Origin of the sequence: Zavarzinia sp. CC-PAN008, assembly GCF_051903925.1 — a bacterium.
In the GTDB taxonomy this organism is placed as follows: Bacteria; Pseudomonadota; Alphaproteobacteria; order Zavarziniales; family Zavarziniaceae.
On record NZ_CP173678.1, the window covers coordinates 2,618,066 to 2,633,498 of the forward strand.

The window sequence follows — 15,433 nt, forward strand, 5'->3', positions numbered from 1 at the left end:
GCTCAGGTGGCGGGACGCAGGCTGGTGCCTGCGCTGGGCGTGAGGAACAGAAGGCGGCCAGGCTGCACAACGCGGAGGCGATGCCAGCAGGCGCGGGGCACGATCAGGGCCTGCCCCGCCTGCACCAGCGTCTCGCCTGTTTCGCCGGCGCGCTCGATGCTGATGCCAAGGGTGCCATCGACGACGCAGAGTATTTCATCGCCGTCTGGGTGAACCTCCCAGTGGTCGGCATGAACCGATTCAGCATCGGTGAAGTCCATCAGGCCCATGATGCGGCTTCCAGTCACGGATTTGTCTGGAATCTCGTCGAAAGGGATAGGACGGGCGAAGCCCGCTCCCGTGCAGGCGACCACGCGGTCGTCCATTGCGAACGTTTCGATTGTCATGGGATGCCGTGCTTGCGTTGACTTCGGACGCTCATGATGAAATATGAGCTATTACTCATAGTCTACTCGCATGGGGAGGGTGTCGCGTTGGCTCGTGCTCCGCTCAGCAATCCCAGGAAACAAGCCAGCCAGGGTCGGTCGCGCGCCACGGTCGAGGCGTTGGTGGAGGCGACCGCTCGCATTCTGGTGCGCGAGGGCTTCGACCGGGCCAGCACCAACCGCATCGCGGAGGAGGCAGGCGTCAGCATCGGCTCGCTCTACCAGTACTTCCCGGGCAAGGACGCGCTGGTCGCGGCGGTGATCGATCGCCACGCGCGCCAGATCAGGGCGACGGTGGAGGAGGCGATGGCCACCATCGCCGACATGGCGCTGGATCAGGCGGTGCGCGCGATGGTGGCGCTGGCGATCCGCGCCCACCGCATCGACCCGCGTCTGCACAGGGTGCTGGCCGAGCAGACGCCGCGGACCGGGCGCCTGGACGAGGTCGAGGTGTTCGACCGCGAACTGTTCGTCCTGTTCCGGCGGGCGCTGGAAGCGCGGCGGGACGCGGTGCGGCCCCTCGACCTCGACCTGGCCGCCTATGTCTGCGTCACGACGATCGAGGCGCTGGCCCACAATGCGGTGCTGCACCGGCCGGACATGCAGTCCGACGCCGCGGCCGAGGCGCTGGTGGAGGAGGCGACGCGGATGGTCGTCGGCTATCTCCGCCGACCCTGAGGGGCCGGGGCGTGTCGGCGCGTCGCCGGCTGCAGCGTCTTGAAGGGAGGGCGGAGCGGCCGTCCATGCGAAGGAGGACGACGATGCGGGTGATGGTGCTGGTCAAGGCGACGGCCGACAGCGAACGGGGCTTCGTTGCCGATGCCCTGTCCCAGGCGATGATGGCCGCAATGGGCCGGTTCAACGAGGATCTGGAGCGCGCCGGCATCCTGCTTGCGGGCGACGGGCTGAAGCCGACCTCGGCGGGGGTTCGGGTTGCCTTTGACGGCCCGGCCCGGCGGGAAACAATGGGGCCGTTCGGTCCGCCCGGCGATCAGGTCGCGGGTTACTGGCTGTGGCAGGTCAAGGCCATGGATGAGGCCGTCGCCTGGGTCAGGCGCTGCCCCAATCCCATGCCCGGCCCCAGCGAGATCGAGATCCGCCCGCTGTACGAGGCGGCAGACCTGGCGTGATGCGGTGCGAGTGCTGCCGCCTTTGGAACCAGATGGCGCAATCCGGGTTTGAACCAAGACGGGCAGGCGGGACTGTCCTGTCGCGCCGGGTCGGCGGGATCGAGCCTGATCCCGCCAGGTCGGCATGGGGCCGGCTGGGCGCGAAGCGCGCCGCTGCCGGGGCCGTTTGCACGCGATCGATCGTCCCCGCCCGTCCAGTCCTGTGCGCTGAACGGCATGATGGTGACGATCGGAGATCTGCTTGGACGGTGAGAGTGACCAACCTGTAAAGGCGCGCACGGGCGTGCCCGGCCTGGACGACGTCCTGGCCGGGGGGCTGATGGCGGGCCATGTCTTCCTGCTGGAGGGCAATCCCGGCACGGGCAAGACGACGATCGCGCTGCGCTTCCTGCTGGAGGGGGCTGCCGCGGGTGAGCGCGGCCTGTACATCGCGCTGTCGGAAACCGAACGGGAACTGCGCGCCGGCGCCGCGTCGCATGGCTGGACCATCGACGGAAACATCGAGGTGGTCGAACTCGTCCCCGGTGAGAGCCTGATGGATGCCGAGCAGCAGCAGACGCTTCTCTATTCCTCTGATCTCGAACTGGGCGAGACGACGACCGCCCTGTTCGAGGCGTTCGAGCGGGTCAGGCCCAGCCGCGTCGTCCTGGACAGCCTCTCCGAGATCCGCCTTCTGGCGCAGAGCTCGCTGCGCTATCGCCGGCAGATCCTGGCGATCAAGCACTATTTCGCGCGCCAGGGCGCCACGGTCCTGATGCTGGACGACAGGACCAGCGAACAGGCGGACAAGACCTCGCACAGTGTTGTCCATGGCGTGATCCTGCTTGAGGAACTGTCGCCCACCTATGGCGCGGAGCGACGGCGGCTGCGCGTGCTGAAGTACCGTGGCCAGGCGTTCCGCGGCGGCTATCACGACTTCACGATCACGACCGGCGGCGTCTCGGTCTTCCCGCGCCTGATCGCGGCCGAGCATCGCACCGGCTTTGCCCGCAACCCCGTGTCCAGCGGAATCGCGCCCCTGGATGCCCTGCTGGGCGGCGGTGTGGAACAGGGATCGAGCACGCTGATCCTGGGACCGTCGGGCACGGGCAAGACCCTGTTCGCACTGCAGTTCGTTGTCGCCGCGTGTGCCCGCGGCGAACGGGCGGCGATGTTCGTGTTTGACGAGGAACTGGGCCTGCTGGTCGATCGGGCGGCGGCGCTGGGCTATGACGTCCAGGGGCTGCGCGACGCGGGCATGCTGCATATCGAACAGGTCGACGCAGCGGAGATGTCCCCCGGCGAGTTCGCCCAGCGCGTCCGCGCGCGGGTCCAGAAGGCGCAGGCCCGGACGATCGTCATCGACAGCCTGAACGGCTACCAGGCGGCGATGCCGGAAGAAAATGCGCTGGTCCTGCATGTCCACGAACTGATCCAGTACCTGAACCGGCAGGGGGCCAACACCTTCCTGACCGTGGCGCAGCACGGCCTGATCGGGGAGATGACCTCTCCGGTCGATGTCACCTACCTGGCCGACACCGTGATCCTTCTGCGGTATTTCGAGGCGATCGGCACCGTGCGGCGGGCGGTGTCGATCATCAAGAAGCGCACCGGGCAGCACGAGGATACGATCCGCGAATTCCGCATCGGGCCCCAGGGCCTGAGCCTGGGCGATCCGCTGAACCAGTTCCAGGGGATCCTTCGCGGCGTGCCGCGGTTCTATGGCAGCAAGGAACCGCTTCTCGACCCCCCCAGCGAGTAACTGCCATTCCAAATTCCGCAACAGCCCGCGCCTTGATCCTGGCTCCCCACGGGCGGGACGCGGCCGTCGCCCACAGGCTGCTGGAGGGTGCCGGCATCCGCGCGGGGATCTGCCCCAGCCTGGCCGAGTTCGAGAGCCGCCTGGACGACGACCTGACCTTTGCCGTGGTGGCGGAGGAGGCGCTGCGCGGCGCCGACCTGCGCGGCATCGCCCAGCGCCTGGCGGCACAGCCAGCCTGGTCGGACGTGCCCATCATCGTCCTGACGCGCCGCGTCCCGCCGACCGAGCGGGCGCCCGATGCGATGGCCATCTATGAGGTCGCCGGCAACGTCACCCTGCTGGAGCGGCCGTTCCAGGCCAAGACGTTCGTCAGTCTGGCCGGGATGGCCCTGAAGGGACGCCAGCGCCAGTTCGAGGCGCGCAACCGCATGGAGGAGCTGCACGAGGGCGAGGCGCGGCTGCGGACGGCCCTGGTCGCCGGGCACCTGGGGACGTGGGAGCTGGACCTGACCAGCCGGGTCCTGACCGCGTCGCCGGAATGCCGGGCCCTGCTGAACCGGGCGGGGGAGGCGCCACTGGCCTGCGCCGACATCCTGGCCTGTGTCCACCGGGAGGACCGGGCACGCCTGGCCCAGGCGGTGCAGGAGGCCTGGGACAGGACCCGCGACTGTGCGGTGGAGTTCCGCACGCTGGCGCCGGGCGGGGGCATCCGCTGGGTGGAGATCCGCGCCCGCCTGGTGCGTGACCGGGCAGGGCGGCACCCGCGCCTGATCGGCGTGTCCTCGGACATCACCGATCGCAAGGTGAGCCAGGAGGCGCTGACCCGTCTCAACGAGATGCTGGAGGAGCGTGTTGCCCAGCGAACGGCGGAACTGACCCGCGCCCATGCCGCCGTGCTGGCCGAGATCGAGCAGCGCGAACGGGCCGAGGAACAGCTGCGTCAGGCCCAGAAGACCGAGATGATCGGCCAGCTGACCGGCGGCGTGGCGCACGACTTCAACAACCTGCTGACCGCGGTCCTGGGCAACCTGGACCTGCTGCGGCGCCGGGTCCCAAACGACCCCCGCACGGCGCACCTGATCGAGGGCGCGTTGCAGGGCGCGCTGCGCGGTGCCGCCCTGACCCAGCGCCTGCTGGCCTTTGCCCGGCGGCAGGACCTGACCCTGGCGCCACGCGACATGGCCGACCTGATCCGCGGGGCGTCGGGGCTGATCGAACAGTCGGCCGGGGCCGATGTCGACCTGCGCTGGGACCTGCCCGACGACCTGCCCCCGGTCATGATGGACGCGAACCAGGTCGAGCTGGCGGTGCTGAACCTGGTCGTGAATGCGCGCGATGCCATGCCGAACGGCGGCGTGCTGACGATCTCGGCCGAGCGGGTCGAGGTTGGGCCGGGACCCGATTTGGCGCCCGGATCCTATGTTCGCCTGGTCGTCAGCGACACCGGGGAGGGGATGGACAGCGAAACCCTGCGCAAGGCGACGGAGCCCTTTTTCTCGACCAAGGAGCTGGGCAAGGGGACGGGCCTGGGCCTGTCCATGGTCCATGGCCTGGCGGTGCAGCTGAACGGTGCGCTGCGCCTGACCAGCGTGGTGGGATCAGGCACGCGCGCGGAGCTGTGGCTGCCGGTCACCGACGTCGCGGCGGCGGATGAGGACCCCACCCCATTGGCGGAACAGGCTGCCGCCCCACGGTGCGTGACCGTCCTGGTGGTCGACGACGACGCCCTGGTTGCGATGAGCACGGTCGACATGCTGGCGGAGCTGGGCCATACGGTCGTGGAGGCCAATTCAGGCGACGAGGCGCTCGCCGTCCTGCGACACCAGCAGGCGATCGACCTGATGGTGACCGACTATTCGATGCCCGGCATGAACGGGGCGCAGTTGGCGCGCGCGGCGCGCGTCCTGCGGCCCGACCTGCCGATCCTGCTGGCCACGGGCTATGCCGACCTGCCGGCCGGCACCGACATCAACCTGCCGCGCATCGCCAAGCCCTATCAGCAGCACGAACTGGCGGCCGAGATCGCGCGGGTGCTGCAGCTGGCAGATGCGCGCGGTGCGGTTCCGGCCCATGCCGGCGACACCTGAACGCCTGGGTCCTTGAGCGCCAGTTCTTCAGTCCAGGCGCAGCGACGCACGCAGGCGGGGCAAGGCGTGGTCCAGGAAGGCCCGCGTCTTCAGCGGCAGCAGGCCCTGACCGGGGTGCAGCAGGCTGAGCGGCGCCGGGGCCGGCTCGTGCGCCTCCAGCACGATGCGGAGCGCCCCCGCGCGCAGCGCCGACGCCGCCTGGTAGTGCAGGACCTGGGCCAAACCCAGGCCTGACACGGCGGCATCGACCGCCGCCTCCGTCGAGGAGACGGCCAAGCGGCAGCGCAGGGTCAGCGCCCGTTCCCCGCGGTCGGCGTGAAAGCGCCAGGTCGTCTCCAGGGCGCGCGGGTCGATGCCGATCGCCGACTGGCCTGCCAGGTCAGCCGGCTGTGCGGGGGCGCCGTGCCGCTCCAGCCAGGCGGGACTGGCGACCACGACCCGGCGGATGGTGCCGACGCGCTGCACCTTCAGCGTGCTCGCCGCCAGGCGGCCGATGCGCACGGCCACGTCGATCTGTTCCGCGACCAGATCGCGCGGCGTGTCCGACAGAGCCAGGCGCACCGCCACCTGGGGCTGCAGCGCCAGGAAGTCCGCGACGACGGGGAGGACATGCAGGCGACCGAAGGCTACGGGCGCGGTGACCACCAGATCACCCTTGGGCATGCGGTATTCGCCGGTCGCCGCGCGTTCCGCCGCGGCCACCTGCTCCAGGATCTGGCGACAGGCCGCCAGGTAGTCGACCCCGGCGTCCGTCAGGGCCAGCCTGCGCGTCGTCCGCAGCAGCAGGCGCGTGCCCAGGCCGGCCTCAAGCTCGGCCAGACGCCGGCTCAAGGTCGGCAGCGGCAGGTTCAGGGCGCGCGCCGCGGCGGACAGGCTGCCCCTGTCCACCACCGCGACAAGGGCCGCCATCGCCGCCAGCCGGTCCATCGTGATCCTTCCATATTCCGGAAGGATGGTTTCATGAAACAGCCAGTTCCTGGAAGGGCGGACTGGGCCCACAGTCCGGGTGTGCCCATCGGCACGGGGAACCTGGCCATGACCTATACCTATCTCGACCTGACGCGCACGCCCGGCGTGAAGGCGGCCCAGGCCGCCAACGGCGCCGCCGGGATGTGGGACGACTTCACTGGCGATCGCCAGTTCGACCGCTTCACCGAGGCGGAGGTGGCATTCATCGCGGCGCGTGACAGCTTCTACATGGCGACCGTCTCCGAAACCGGCTGGCCCTATGTCCAGCATCGCGGCGGACCCGCCGGGTTCCTGACGGTCCTCGACGACCGCACGCTGGGCTTTGCCGACTATCGCGGCAACCGGCAGTACATCAGCCTGGGCAACCTGGCCGGCAACGATCGCGTCTCGCTGTTCCTGATGGACTATCCCAACCGGCGGCGGCTGAAGATCCTGGCCCGGGCCGAGGTCCGCAAGCCGGCCGACGATCCCGACCTGGCCCGGCGCCTGTCGCGACCGACCTACCGCGCGGTGGCGGAGCGGCTGTTCGTCTTGCACCTTGAGGCGTTCGACTGGAACTGCTCGCAGCACATCCAGCCCCGCTTCACCACCGCCGAAGTGGCCGAGGCCACGCACAAGATGGGCGCCCGGATCGCCGCGCTGGAGGCCGAGAACGCGGCCCTGCGCGCAGCAGCAGGGGGCGCCGCCTGAACGGGTGGATTGGCCGATTGGACTGTGATTCCAGTCGAATCCGCTTCTCATTCGGGGTGGCGGTGTCATCCTGGGGGCAGGAGGATTGCGCACGACATGAAGGCGAAACCGCCTCGCGTACCGATCCGGCGCCTGCTGCTGGCTGCGGCGGCGCTGGGTGCAGCGGCGTCACTCGGCGCCGCAGCCGTGGCGGCATCCGGCCCGGCGGTCGTCTTCGCCTGCCAGGATGGCACGCGGCTGTCCATCTCGTTCAACGACCGGGTCGCCGTCCTGCATGACGGCAGTGGCAATGACGTCGCGCTGGAACAGCAGGCGTCGGGCTCCGGCTTCCGCTATGCCGGTGCCGGCCACGACCTGCGCGGCAAGGGGGACGAGGTGACCTGGACCGCGCCCGATCACGCGCCCCGCCAGTGCAAGGCGGTGGGAGCCGACGCCGGGGCCCAGGAACAGGATGGGGCCGCCTTGGGCGGGACCCGCTGGCAGCTGGTCCAGTTCCGTTCGCGCGATGCCGCCGTGGGCACGGTGCGGCCACCGGACCCGGAACGCTTCGTGCTGGAGTTCCTGCAGGGCGGGCGCCTGGCCCTGCGCATGGATTGCAGCCGCGCGGTGGGGCGCTGGCGCACCCTGCCGGTCGACGCGGTCACGGGGCGTCTGGAGCTGCAGCCTGCAGGCAGCGCCCGCCAAGCCTGCCCGGCGGGTTCGGTCGCGGCACAGATCGCCGACGCCGCGCTGCAGGTGCGTGACTACCGGCTGGAGGGGGATCGCCTGCATACCAAGCTGGCGAAGGAGGCGGGCACCTACACTTGGCGGCGATTGCCGTGATGCCTGCCTGAACCGACCAGCCTCACCGGCCGTAGACCGGGGCTCCTGCTGACGGAAGGGGCTCGTGGATGAGCGTCGCCACGCTGCGCATGGTGCTGGGCGATCAGTTGAGCCCGGGCCTTGAGATCCTGGCCGGTGGCGATCCGGCGCATGACGTCATCCTGATGGCCGAGGTGGCGGACGAGACCCGCTACGTCCCCCATCACAAGCGCAAGCTGGCGTTCATCCTGGCCGCCATGCGCGCCTTTGCCGAGGAATTGCGCGGGGGCGGCTGGCGCGTCGACTATGTCACGCTGGACGATCCCCGGAATACCGGCACGCTGGGCGGTGAACTGGCCCGTGCCGTGGAACGCCATCGACCGCAGGCGATCGCTGCGACCGAGGCGGCGGAGTGGCGGGTGCTGGACATGCAGCGCCGCTGGGCGGCCGACCTGGGCGCGACGGTCGTCCTGCACCCGGACACGCGCTTTTTGTGCACGCCCGAAGACTTCGCCACCTGGGCCAAGGGCCGGCGCAGCCTGCGCATGGAGTACTTCTACCGCGAGATGCGGCGGAAGACGGGGCTGCTGATGGACCTGGACCAGCCGGTCGGCGGCCGCTGGAACCTGGACGCGGAGAACCGCAAGCCGGCCCGCCCCGACCTGTTCATGCCGCAGCCGCCCCGCGTGGTCCCCGATGCCACGACCCGGGCCGTGCTGGACCTGGTGGCGCGCCACTTCCCGGACAATTTCGGAACGCTGGACGATTTCTGGTTCCCGGTAACGCGCGCCGACGCCGAACGGGCGGTTGCCCATTTCCTGCGCCACGCCCTGCCGCGCTTCGGCGATTTTCAGGACGCGATGCTGGAGGGCCAGCGCTTCCTGTTCCACAGCGTGTTGTCGCCCCTGATCAATGTCGGCCTGATCGATCCGCTGGACCTGTGTCGCCGGGTCGAAGCGGAATACGCGGCCGGGCGTGTGCCGCTGAATGCGGCGGAGGGGTTCATCCGGCAGGTCATCGGCTGGCGCGAATATGTCCGGGGCGTCTACTGGCTGCACATGCCGGGCTATGTCGAGCGCAACGCGCTGCGCGCCGGCCGGCCGCTGCCCTGGCTTTACTGGTCGGGCGAAACCGACATGGCCTGCATGGCGGCGTGCATCGGCCAGACCCGGGCCGAAGCCTATGCCCACCACATCCAGCGCCTGATGGTCACCGGGAACTTCGCGCTTCTGGCGGGGATCGAGCCGACGCAGGTCCATGAATGGTACCTGGCCGTCTACATGGACGCGTTCGAATGGGTGGAGGCGCCCAATACGATCGGCATGAGCCAGTTCGCCGACGGCGGCCTGCTGGGGTCCAAGCCCTATGCCGCCAGTGGCGCCTATATCAACCGGATGAGCGACCATTGCGGGGGCTGCCGCTATGACGTGAAGCGCCGCATCGGGGCCGGCGCCTGCCCCTTCAATGCGCTGTACTGGGACTTCCTGGGGCGTCATGCCCAGCGCTTTGCCCGCAATCCGCGCATGGCCCAGATGGTGCGCGCGCTCCAGCGCATGGCGCCGGACGAGCGTCAGGCCCTGCACGCCCAGGCCACGGCGTTCCTGGCCCACCTGGACGCGACCGGGACCGATCGCGGCTTCGCCCCATAGCCTCAGGCGGGTGGGGTGCGCGCCCCGGCACGACGGCAGCGGTCGGAGCAGAAGCGGACATTGGCCCAGTCGCGGGCCCATTTGCGGCGCCAGGCAAAGTCCAGGCCGCAGGCCGCGCAGATCCGCCTGGGCAGGTCGCCCTTGGCCGGCTGGATCCCGTTGGCATTGCGCCGCGCCATGGCTAGAGCCCGGCGACCAGTGCCGGGATCTGCCGCGCCATGCGGAAGAAGCCGGCGGTCGCATGGGGCCAGGCGGCGGCATCCCACGGACGCAGCAGGCGTACCAGGCGGATGCCACGCGCGGCGAGCGCGGCTTCCACCGTGACCAGGCGCGCGGCCTCCGGGCCCTGGGGGGCCAGAGCGGTGACCACCTCAACGACGCCCAGCCCCGCTGCCCATTCAGCGACGGCATCGGCGTCCACCAGCATGCCGGCGGGGCCGAAATGGCTGCCGGCGCGGGCCAGGCCATCCTGGATCGCGCCATCGGAGAAGCGCTGCGCCGGACTGCCGGGCGCGTGGTCGTGCAGCGCAGGCAGGGCCCCAATGCCCGCGACGTCCGCCTCAAGCGGCCAGCTTTCGGGATGCAGGTCCTCGGCCGTCAGCAGCAGCGCCACGCGGGACGCGGCCGACCGGTCGCCGCGCGGCAGGCCAGCGCGGGCGGGCGGGTCGCCCGGCTCCGCCAGCGGCAATGCCGCCTCGTCCAGTTGCCCGGACGGATCGAAGCGGCCCGCCGTGTGGCGGCGGATGTTCTGGGCCCGGGCCAGGTAGTGCTTGCCCGGTGTGTGCAGGCCCGCGACCCAGCGCCAGGACAGCGTGTTCGACGCCGGGTCGAAATCGAGCAGGTGACGGCGGAACAGGTCGGCGCCCAGCACCCACGGCAGGCGCAGGGTGAAGATCCATATGCTGGCGAACCACATGCGCGCATGGTTGTGCAGCCAGCCGGTCTGGCGCAGTTCGCCCATCCAGGCGTCGAAGCAGTCAATCCCGGTGCGGCCCTGCTCGGCCGCGTCGAGGCGAGGACCCAGGCGCGGATTGGTCGCCCAGGCGCCGGCGATGGCTGGGCGCTGTGCTTCGTAGCGGGCATGGACGGCGGGGTGCTGCTCCAGCCAGCCCTTCCAGTAGCTGCGCCAGACCACTTCCTGCACGAACTTGTGCGCGGCCTGGGGGCCATGCGCCGCAATGGCCGCCGCGATCACCTCCGGCTCGGTCAGCAGGCGACGGCGGATCCAGGGCGACAGGGCGGAGACATTGGCACGATCCCGCGGCCCGCGGTCGTCATTGCGGCCATGGGCATAGTCGTGACCCGCATTGGGCAGGAAGGCAGCCAGGCGGGCCAGGCCCGCGGCGCGGGTCGGGCTCCAGTCGACTTGCGCCAGGTCGGGCGCCAAGCCGGGTGGCAGGGGCAGGGGGACAGGCATCGCAGCAGCATACGAGACCCGTGCCCCGCTGAGTCAGGTCACAGGTCGGGCAGCTCGAAGCGATGGGTCTCGCCCGTGCCCATGAAACCGGGCGAGGCCAGCTTGACGAACAGCGGCCCCAGCAGGTTCGGTGCCGGCAGGCTCTCCGGATCCTCGCCGGGGAAGGCACGGGCGCGCATCGCGGTGCGCACCGGCCCCGGCGACAGCAGGTTGACCTTCACGTTGCCGGTCTCGGCCAGCTCATTGGCCCAGGTCAGGGCCAGTGATTCCATCGCCGCCTTGGTCGCGGCATAGACGCCCCAATAGGCGGTCGCCCGCCGCGCGGCGCCGGAGGTCACGAAGATCGCCCGGCCGGCGTCGGAGAGCCGCAGCAGCGGCTCCGTCGAGCGGATCAGGCGCCAGTTGGCGGTGACATTGATGCTCAGGGCTTCGGTCCAGGCCTTGGCCGTGACATGGCTGAGGGGGGAGACTGTGCCCAGTTGCCCGGCATTGGCCACCAGGATGTCAAGCTTGCCCCAGCGTTCGTGGATCGCACCGCCAAGGCGGTCGATCCCGGCCTCGTCCTTCAGGTCCAGGGGGACAAGCGTCGCCTGGCCGCCGGCGGCCTGGATCTGGTCGTCCAGCTCCTCAAGCCCGCCGGTGGTGCGGGCCACGGCGATGACATGGGCACCCGCCTTGGCGATGGCCAGCGCCGCGGCATAGCCGATCCCGCGCGATGCGCCGGTGACCAGGGCCAGCCGCCCTTCCAGCGGGCGGGCGTTCAGTTCAGTCACGGTAGAAATGGTCGGTCCTCGAGTTCAATGACCATCGTCTCCTCCCCGTGAGCGCGGGGGGAGGGATGAAAGACAGGGACGACAGCCCCCGTCAGCTGCCTAAGCGCTCTCGGCCAGGAGCGATAGCTGGGCGGATTCCCAGCCGCTCTGCTGGTCGCTGATCGGGATCGGATAATTGCCTGTGAAGCAGGCGTCGCAATATTGCGGGAATTCGTCGTTGCGACCATTGCGCTCGCCCACGGCGCGATAGAGGCCGTTCATCGAGACGAAGGCCAGGCTGTCGACGCCGATATGCTTGCGCATCGCCTCCAGGTCCATGTTCGCGGCCAGCAACTGGCCCCGCTCCGGCGTGTCGACGCCATAGAAGCAGGGGTTCGTCGTCGGCGGGCTGGCAATGCGCATGTGCACTTCCGTGGCGCCCGCCTCGCGCACCATCTGGACGATCTTGATCGAGGTCGTGCCGCGCACGATCGAGTCATCGACCAGCACGACGCGCCGCCCTTCCATGATCAGGCGGTTGGCGTTGTGCTTCAGCTTCACGCCCAGGTTGCGGATGTGCTGCGTCGGCTCGATGAAGGTGCGGCCGACATAATGGTTGCGGATGATGCCCAGCTCGAACGGGATGCCGGCTTCGGCCGCATAGCCGATCGCGGCGGGCACGCCCGAATCGGGGACCGGGACCACGACATCGGCCGGCACCGGCATCTCGCGCGCCAGTTCGGCCCCGATCCGCTTGCGTACGTCATAGACGCTCAGGCCCTCGACCATGCTGTCGGGTCGCGCGAAGTAGATGTGCTCGAACACGCAGAAGCGCCGCCGCGCTGGCGGGAAGGGGTGGATGCTCTCGATCCCCTCGTCATTGATGATGATGATCTCGCCGGGTGCGATGTCGCGCACGAACTCGGCGCCGATGATGTCGAGGGCAACCGTCTCCGAGGTCAGGATCCAGGTGCCGTCATGCAGGCGGCCCAGCGACAGCGGCCGCACGCCGAGGGGATCGCGCATGCCGATCATGCCGTGCTCGGTCAGGGCGACCAGGCTGTAGGCGCCTTCGATCTGGCGCAGCGCGTCGATCAGCCGGTCAAGCACCGTCGAATAGGCGGAGATCGCGACCAAGTGGACGATCACCTCGGTATCCGAGGTCGATTGGAAGATGCAGCCCGACTTGACCAGCCGCTGGCGAAGCGACCGCGCATTGGTCAGGTTGCCGTTGTGGCCGATGGCGAAGCCGCCGAACGACAGGTCGGCATAGAGCGGCTGCACATTGCGCAGGACCGTGTCGCCGAACGTTGCGTAGCGGACATGGCCGACCGCGGCATAGCCCTTGAGCTGGGACATGACCTGCTCGGTCTCGAACGCATCGGCGACATGGCCCAGCGCCCGGTGCGTGTTGAAGCGCCGGCCGTCAAAGGCGACGATGCCCGCCGCTTCCTGACCGCGATGTTGCAGGGCGTGCAGGCCAAGCGCCGTATGGCTGGCCGCATCCTCGTGCCGCCAGATGCCGAAGACGCCGCACTCCTCGCGAAAACCGTCGTGATCGAAAGGGTTCGTCTGCATGGCTTGGCCCTTCACCGCAAGAGTGTGCATGGCGGGCGGCGCATCCGGCGGCCGATCGCTCATGGTACCGACTGCCCCTCGGTCCGACCCTGTGTCTGCGTCGCCGGGTTGGTCCCCGGCTGGATGTTCTGAAGTCCGCCGCCCTGGGACTGGTAGAGCTGTTCCAGGCCCTGGCGCTGTTCGTTGCTGTACCCGCTGGGCACGGGCTGGGCGGAGCCTGGCGCGGGTGTCGGCCGGCTGGCGTCCTGCAGCCGCTGGAGGTCCTGCTGCGCGCGGGCGGCCCCATCCAGCTGCTGGCCCGCCGCCTCGATCGCGGCCTCGCCCTCCTGGCGCAGTTCGGGCGGCAGGGTGGCATAGAGCCGTTCCGACGCCGCCTTGACCAGCGGCAGGCTGCGCGCCTGCTGCATCCACTCCGGGTCCTTGTCCGAGGCATCGAGCCGCGTGATCAACAGATAGGCGATGCACAGGACAAGTCCACCCCGCGCCACACCGAAAAGCAGGCCCAGCGAGCGGTCGAGCGGCCCGATCGCCGATTTCTGGACCTGGGACGCGATCAGGCCCCCGATCAGGGAGAAGATGATCAGCGCGATGACAAAGATGGTGACGCCGGCCGCTGCGTCCGCGATCGCCGGATTGGTGATCACCTCTGCCGCGTAGGGCCGACCGACGGGCAGCAGGGCAACGGCGACGACCGCGGCGCCGATCCAGGCCAGGACGGAGAGGACCTCGCGCACGAAGCCGCGGAAGAAGGCGAACAGCGCCGACAGGGCCAGGATGACCAGGACGGCTGCATCGACCGGATGGATCGGCCAGTTGGATTCCATAGTCTTCAGGTCCCGACCACGTGGGCGATCAGCTCTGGCAGGCGCGCCACCTCGACGACATCCATGCCCTCGATCCGGCGCGCGGCTGTCCCCGCCGGCACGAACGCCTTGCGGAAGCCCAGCTTCGCAGCTTCCTTCAGGCGGGTTTCGGCCTGGGCGACGCGGCGGATCTCCCCGGTCAGGCCAATCTCGCCGAACAGGATGCTGTGTTCCGGCACGCTGCGGTCGGCCAGCGAGGAGAGCAGCGCCGCGGCGACGGCAAGGTCGGCCGCAGGCTCCGCGACTCGGAGGCCGCCCGCCACGTTCAGATACACGTCACGCTGGCTCAAGGCCAGCCCGCACCGGGTCTGCAACACGGCAAGTGTCATGGCCAGCCGCCCGCTGTCCCAGCCGACCACGGCGCGGCGCGGCGTGCCCGGCTGTTCCGGCGCCACCAGGGCCTGGATCTCGACCAGCAGCGGCCGCGTTCCCTCGACCCCGGCAAAAACGGCGGCACCCGCCACCGCCGTGTCGCGCTGGCTGAGGAACAGGGCGGAGGGGTTGACCACTTCCGCCAGGCCGACATCGCGCATCTCGAACACGCCGATCTCGTCCGTCGCGCCGAAGCGATTCTTGACCGCGCGCAGGATGCGAAAGGAATGACCGCGCTCGCCCTCGAAATAGAGCACGGTGTCGACCAGGTGCTCGACGACGCGGGGACCGGCGATCTGGCCCTCCTTGGTGACATGGCCGACCAGCAGGACGGCGGTGCCCCGGCGCTTGGCCAGGCGGACCAGCTCGGCCGCTACGGTCCGCACCTGGGACACGGTCCCGGGGGCTGACTCCAGGTCCTCCGTATGCAGGGTCTGGATCGAATCGATGACAACCGCGGCCATGGGCGGGCCGCTGTCCAGCGTCGCCAGGATGTCCTTCAGGCTGGTCTCGGACGCGATCTTGAGCGGCGCCTGTTCCAGGCCCAGGCGCTGGGCCCGCAGGCGGACCTGGGCGACCGCCTCCTCACCCGAGATATAGGCGGCGTTGTGGCCGGCCTTCGCGATCAGCGCCATGGCCTGCAGCAACAGGGTCGACTTGCCGATGCCCGGATCGCCGCCGATCAGCACGGCGGAGCCAGGGACCAGGCCGCCACCGGTCACGCGGTCCAGTTCGCCAATGCCGGTCGAGAAGCGCGGCGCCACGGGAATGGGCCCATCCAGCGCCACAAGGTCCAGCTTGCGCCCCTTCAGCGACTTCAGGCCGCCCGGAATCGGGGCTGCGGCACCTTCCTCGACCAGCGTGTTCCAGCCGCCGCAGGCCTCGCACCGGCCGGCCCATTTCGAGGTTGAAGTTCCGCAGGCCTGGCAGACCCAGCGTTCGGCGGGCCGGGCCATGGC

General features: G+C 69.8%; 15 protein-coding genes. 7 read left to right on the forward strand and 8 right to left on the reverse strand.

Annotated features, from left to right (window positions below; translation table 11 throughout):
• Positions 1–2: 2 nt before the first annotated feature.
• Positions 3–386 (reverse strand): cupin domain-containing protein, encoded by a 384-nt coding sequence (locus ACI6GS_RS12290; protein ID WP_439813739.1) that lies wholly within the window; start codon positions 384–386, stop codon positions 3–5.
• Positions 387–548: 162 nt separating this feature from the next.
• Between ACI6GS_RS12290 and ACI6GS_RS12295 the strand changes: the two genes are divergently transcribed.
• The 4 genes from ACI6GS_RS12295 (at position 549) to ACI6GS_RS12310 (ending at position 5,383) form a co-directional block, all read left to right on the forward strand.
• Positions 549–1,103, forward strand: a complete 555-nt coding sequence (locus tag ACI6GS_RS12295; RefSeq protein ID WP_439813740.1) for a TetR/AcrR family transcriptional regulator — start codon at positions 549–551, stop codon at positions 1,101–1,103.
• A gap of 83 nt (positions 1,104–1,186) precedes the next feature.
• Positions 1,187–1,555: a YciI family protein gene (locus ACI6GS_RS12300; protein WP_439813741.1), complete on the forward strand. Its 369-nt coding sequence runs from the start codon at positions 1,187–1,189 to the stop codon at positions 1,553–1,555.
• 241 nt (positions 1,556–1,796) lie between these two features.
• Positions 1,797–3,296, forward strand: coding sequence for an ATPase domain-containing protein (locus ACI6GS_RS12305; protein WP_439813742.1), 1,500 nt, complete (start codon positions 1,797–1,799; stop codon positions 3,294–3,296).
• Between the two features lie 32 nt (positions 3,297–3,328).
• On the forward strand, positions 3,329–5,383 hold the full coding sequence (locus ACI6GS_RS12310) for an ATP-binding protein (protein WP_439813743.1): 2,055 nt from the start codon (positions 3,329–3,331) through the stop codon (positions 5,381–5,383).
• Between the two features lie 27 nt (positions 5,384–5,410).
• Here the strand turns inward: ACI6GS_RS12310 and ACI6GS_RS12315 are convergent, their stop codons facing one another.
• A complete protein-coding gene (locus tag ACI6GS_RS12315; protein WP_439813744.1) occupies positions 5,411–6,310 on the reverse strand; it encodes a LysR family transcriptional regulator in 900 nt (299 codons plus the stop codon).
• A 33-nt stretch (positions 6,311–6,343) separates the two neighbouring features.
• On the opposite strand from ACI6GS_RS12315, the gene ACI6GS_RS12320 reads away from it, so the two are divergent.
• The 3 genes from ACI6GS_RS12320 to ACI6GS_RS12330 all read left to right on the forward strand — a co-directional run bounded on the left by ACI6GS_RS12320 (position 6,344) and on the right by ACI6GS_RS12330 (position 9,492).
• Complete coding sequence (locus tag ACI6GS_RS12320) at positions 6,344–7,042, forward strand: pyridoxamine 5'-phosphate oxidase family protein (RefSeq protein WP_439813745.1); 699 nt, start codon at positions 6,344–6,346, stop codon at positions 7,040–7,042.
• Positions 7,043–7,138: 96 nt separating this feature from the next.
• Complete coding sequence (locus tag ACI6GS_RS12325) at positions 7,139–7,864, forward strand: META domain-containing protein (RefSeq protein ID WP_439813746.1); 726 nt, start codon at positions 7,139–7,141, stop codon at positions 7,862–7,864.
• 68 nt (positions 7,865–7,932) lie between these two features.
• A complete protein-coding gene (locus ACI6GS_RS12330) occupies positions 7,933–9,492 on the forward strand; it encodes a cryptochrome/photolyase family protein (RefSeq protein ID WP_439813747.1) in 1,560 nt (519 codons plus the stop codon).
• Between the two features lie 2 nt (positions 9,493–9,494).
• Here ACI6GS_RS12330 and ACI6GS_RS12335 read toward each other — a convergent pair whose 3' ends face one another.
• From ACI6GS_RS12335 to radA, 6 genes are all read right to left on the reverse strand, one after another.
• The gene (locus tag ACI6GS_RS12335; protein WP_439813748.1) at positions 9,495–9,671 is read right to left on the reverse strand and encodes a DUF2256 domain-containing protein; all 177 of its coding nucleotides are present in this window, start codon (positions 9,669–9,671) and stop codon (positions 9,495–9,497) included.
• 2 nt (positions 9,672–9,673) lie between these two features.
• Positions 9,674–10,909 (reverse strand): FAD-binding domain-containing protein, encoded by a 1,236-nt coding sequence (locus ACI6GS_RS12340; RefSeq protein WP_439813749.1) that lies wholly within the window; start codon positions 10,907–10,909, stop codon positions 9,674–9,676.
• Between the two features lie 38 nt (positions 10,910–10,947).
• Positions 10,948–11,682: an SDR family NAD(P)-dependent oxidoreductase gene (locus tag ACI6GS_RS12345; protein WP_439813750.1), complete on the reverse strand. Its 735-nt coding sequence runs from the start codon at positions 11,680–11,682 to the stop codon at positions 10,948–10,950.
• Between the two features lie 99 nt (positions 11,683–11,781).
• Entirely contained in the window at positions 11,782–13,239 is a 1,458-nt protein-coding gene (gene purF / locus ACI6GS_RS12350) for an amidophosphoribosyltransferase (protein WP_439817960.1), read from the reverse strand.
• A gap of 59 nt (positions 13,240–13,298) precedes the next feature.
• Positions 13,299–14,063, reverse strand: coding sequence for a CvpA family protein (locus ACI6GS_RS12355; protein WP_439813751.1), 765 nt, complete (start codon positions 14,061–14,063; stop codon positions 13,299–13,301).
• A gap of 5 nt (positions 14,064–14,068) precedes the next feature.
• Positions 14,069–15,430, reverse strand: a complete 1,362-nt coding sequence (gene radA, locus ACI6GS_RS12360; RefSeq protein WP_439813752.1) for a DNA repair protein RadA — start codon at positions 15,428–15,430, stop codon at positions 14,069–14,071.
• Positions 15,431–15,433: the final 3 nt, after the last annotated feature.

Coding starts and splice junctions, on each gene's coding strand:
- ACI6GS_RS12290 (WP_439813739.1), bottom strand. CDS start 386: ATGACAATCGAAACGTTCGCAATGGACGACCGCGTGGTCGCCTGCACG.
- ACI6GS_RS12300 (WP_439813741.1), top strand. CDS start 1,187: ATGCGGGTGATGGTGCTGGTCAAGGCGACGGCCGACAGCGAACGGGGC.
- ACI6GS_RS12315 (WP_439813744.1), bottom strand. CDS start 6,310: ATGGACCGGCTGGCGGCGATGGCGGCCCTTGTCGCGGTGGTGGACAGG.
- ACI6GS_RS12320 (WP_439813745.1), top strand. CDS start 6,344: ATGAAACAGCCAGTTCCTGGAAGGGCGGACTGGGCCCACAGTCCGGGT.
- ACI6GS_RS12325 (WP_439813746.1), top strand. CDS start 7,139: ATGAAGGCGAAACCGCCTCGCGTACCGATCCGGCGCCTGCTGCTGGCT.
- ACI6GS_RS12330 (WP_439813747.1), top strand. CDS start 7,933: ATGAGCGTCGCCACGCTGCGCATGGTGCTGGGCGATCAGTTGAGCCCG.
- ACI6GS_RS12335 (WP_439813748.1), bottom strand. CDS start 9,671: ATGGCGCGGCGCAATGCCAACGGGATCCAGCCGGCCAAGGGCGACCTG.
- ACI6GS_RS12340 (WP_439813749.1), bottom strand. CDS start 10,909: ATGCCTGTCCCCCTGCCCCTGCCACCCGGCTTGGCGCCCGACCTGGCG.
- purF (WP_439817960.1), bottom strand. CDS start 13,239: ATGCAGACGAACCCTTTCGATCACGACGGTTTTCGCGAGGAGTGCGGC.
- ACI6GS_RS12355 (WP_439813751.1), bottom strand. CDS start 14,063: ATGGAATCCAACTGGCCGATCCATCCGGTCGATGCAGCCGTCCTGGTC.
- radA (WP_439813752.1), bottom strand. CDS start 15,430: ATGGCCCGGCCCGCCGAACGCTGGGTCTGCCAGGCCTGCGGAACTTCA.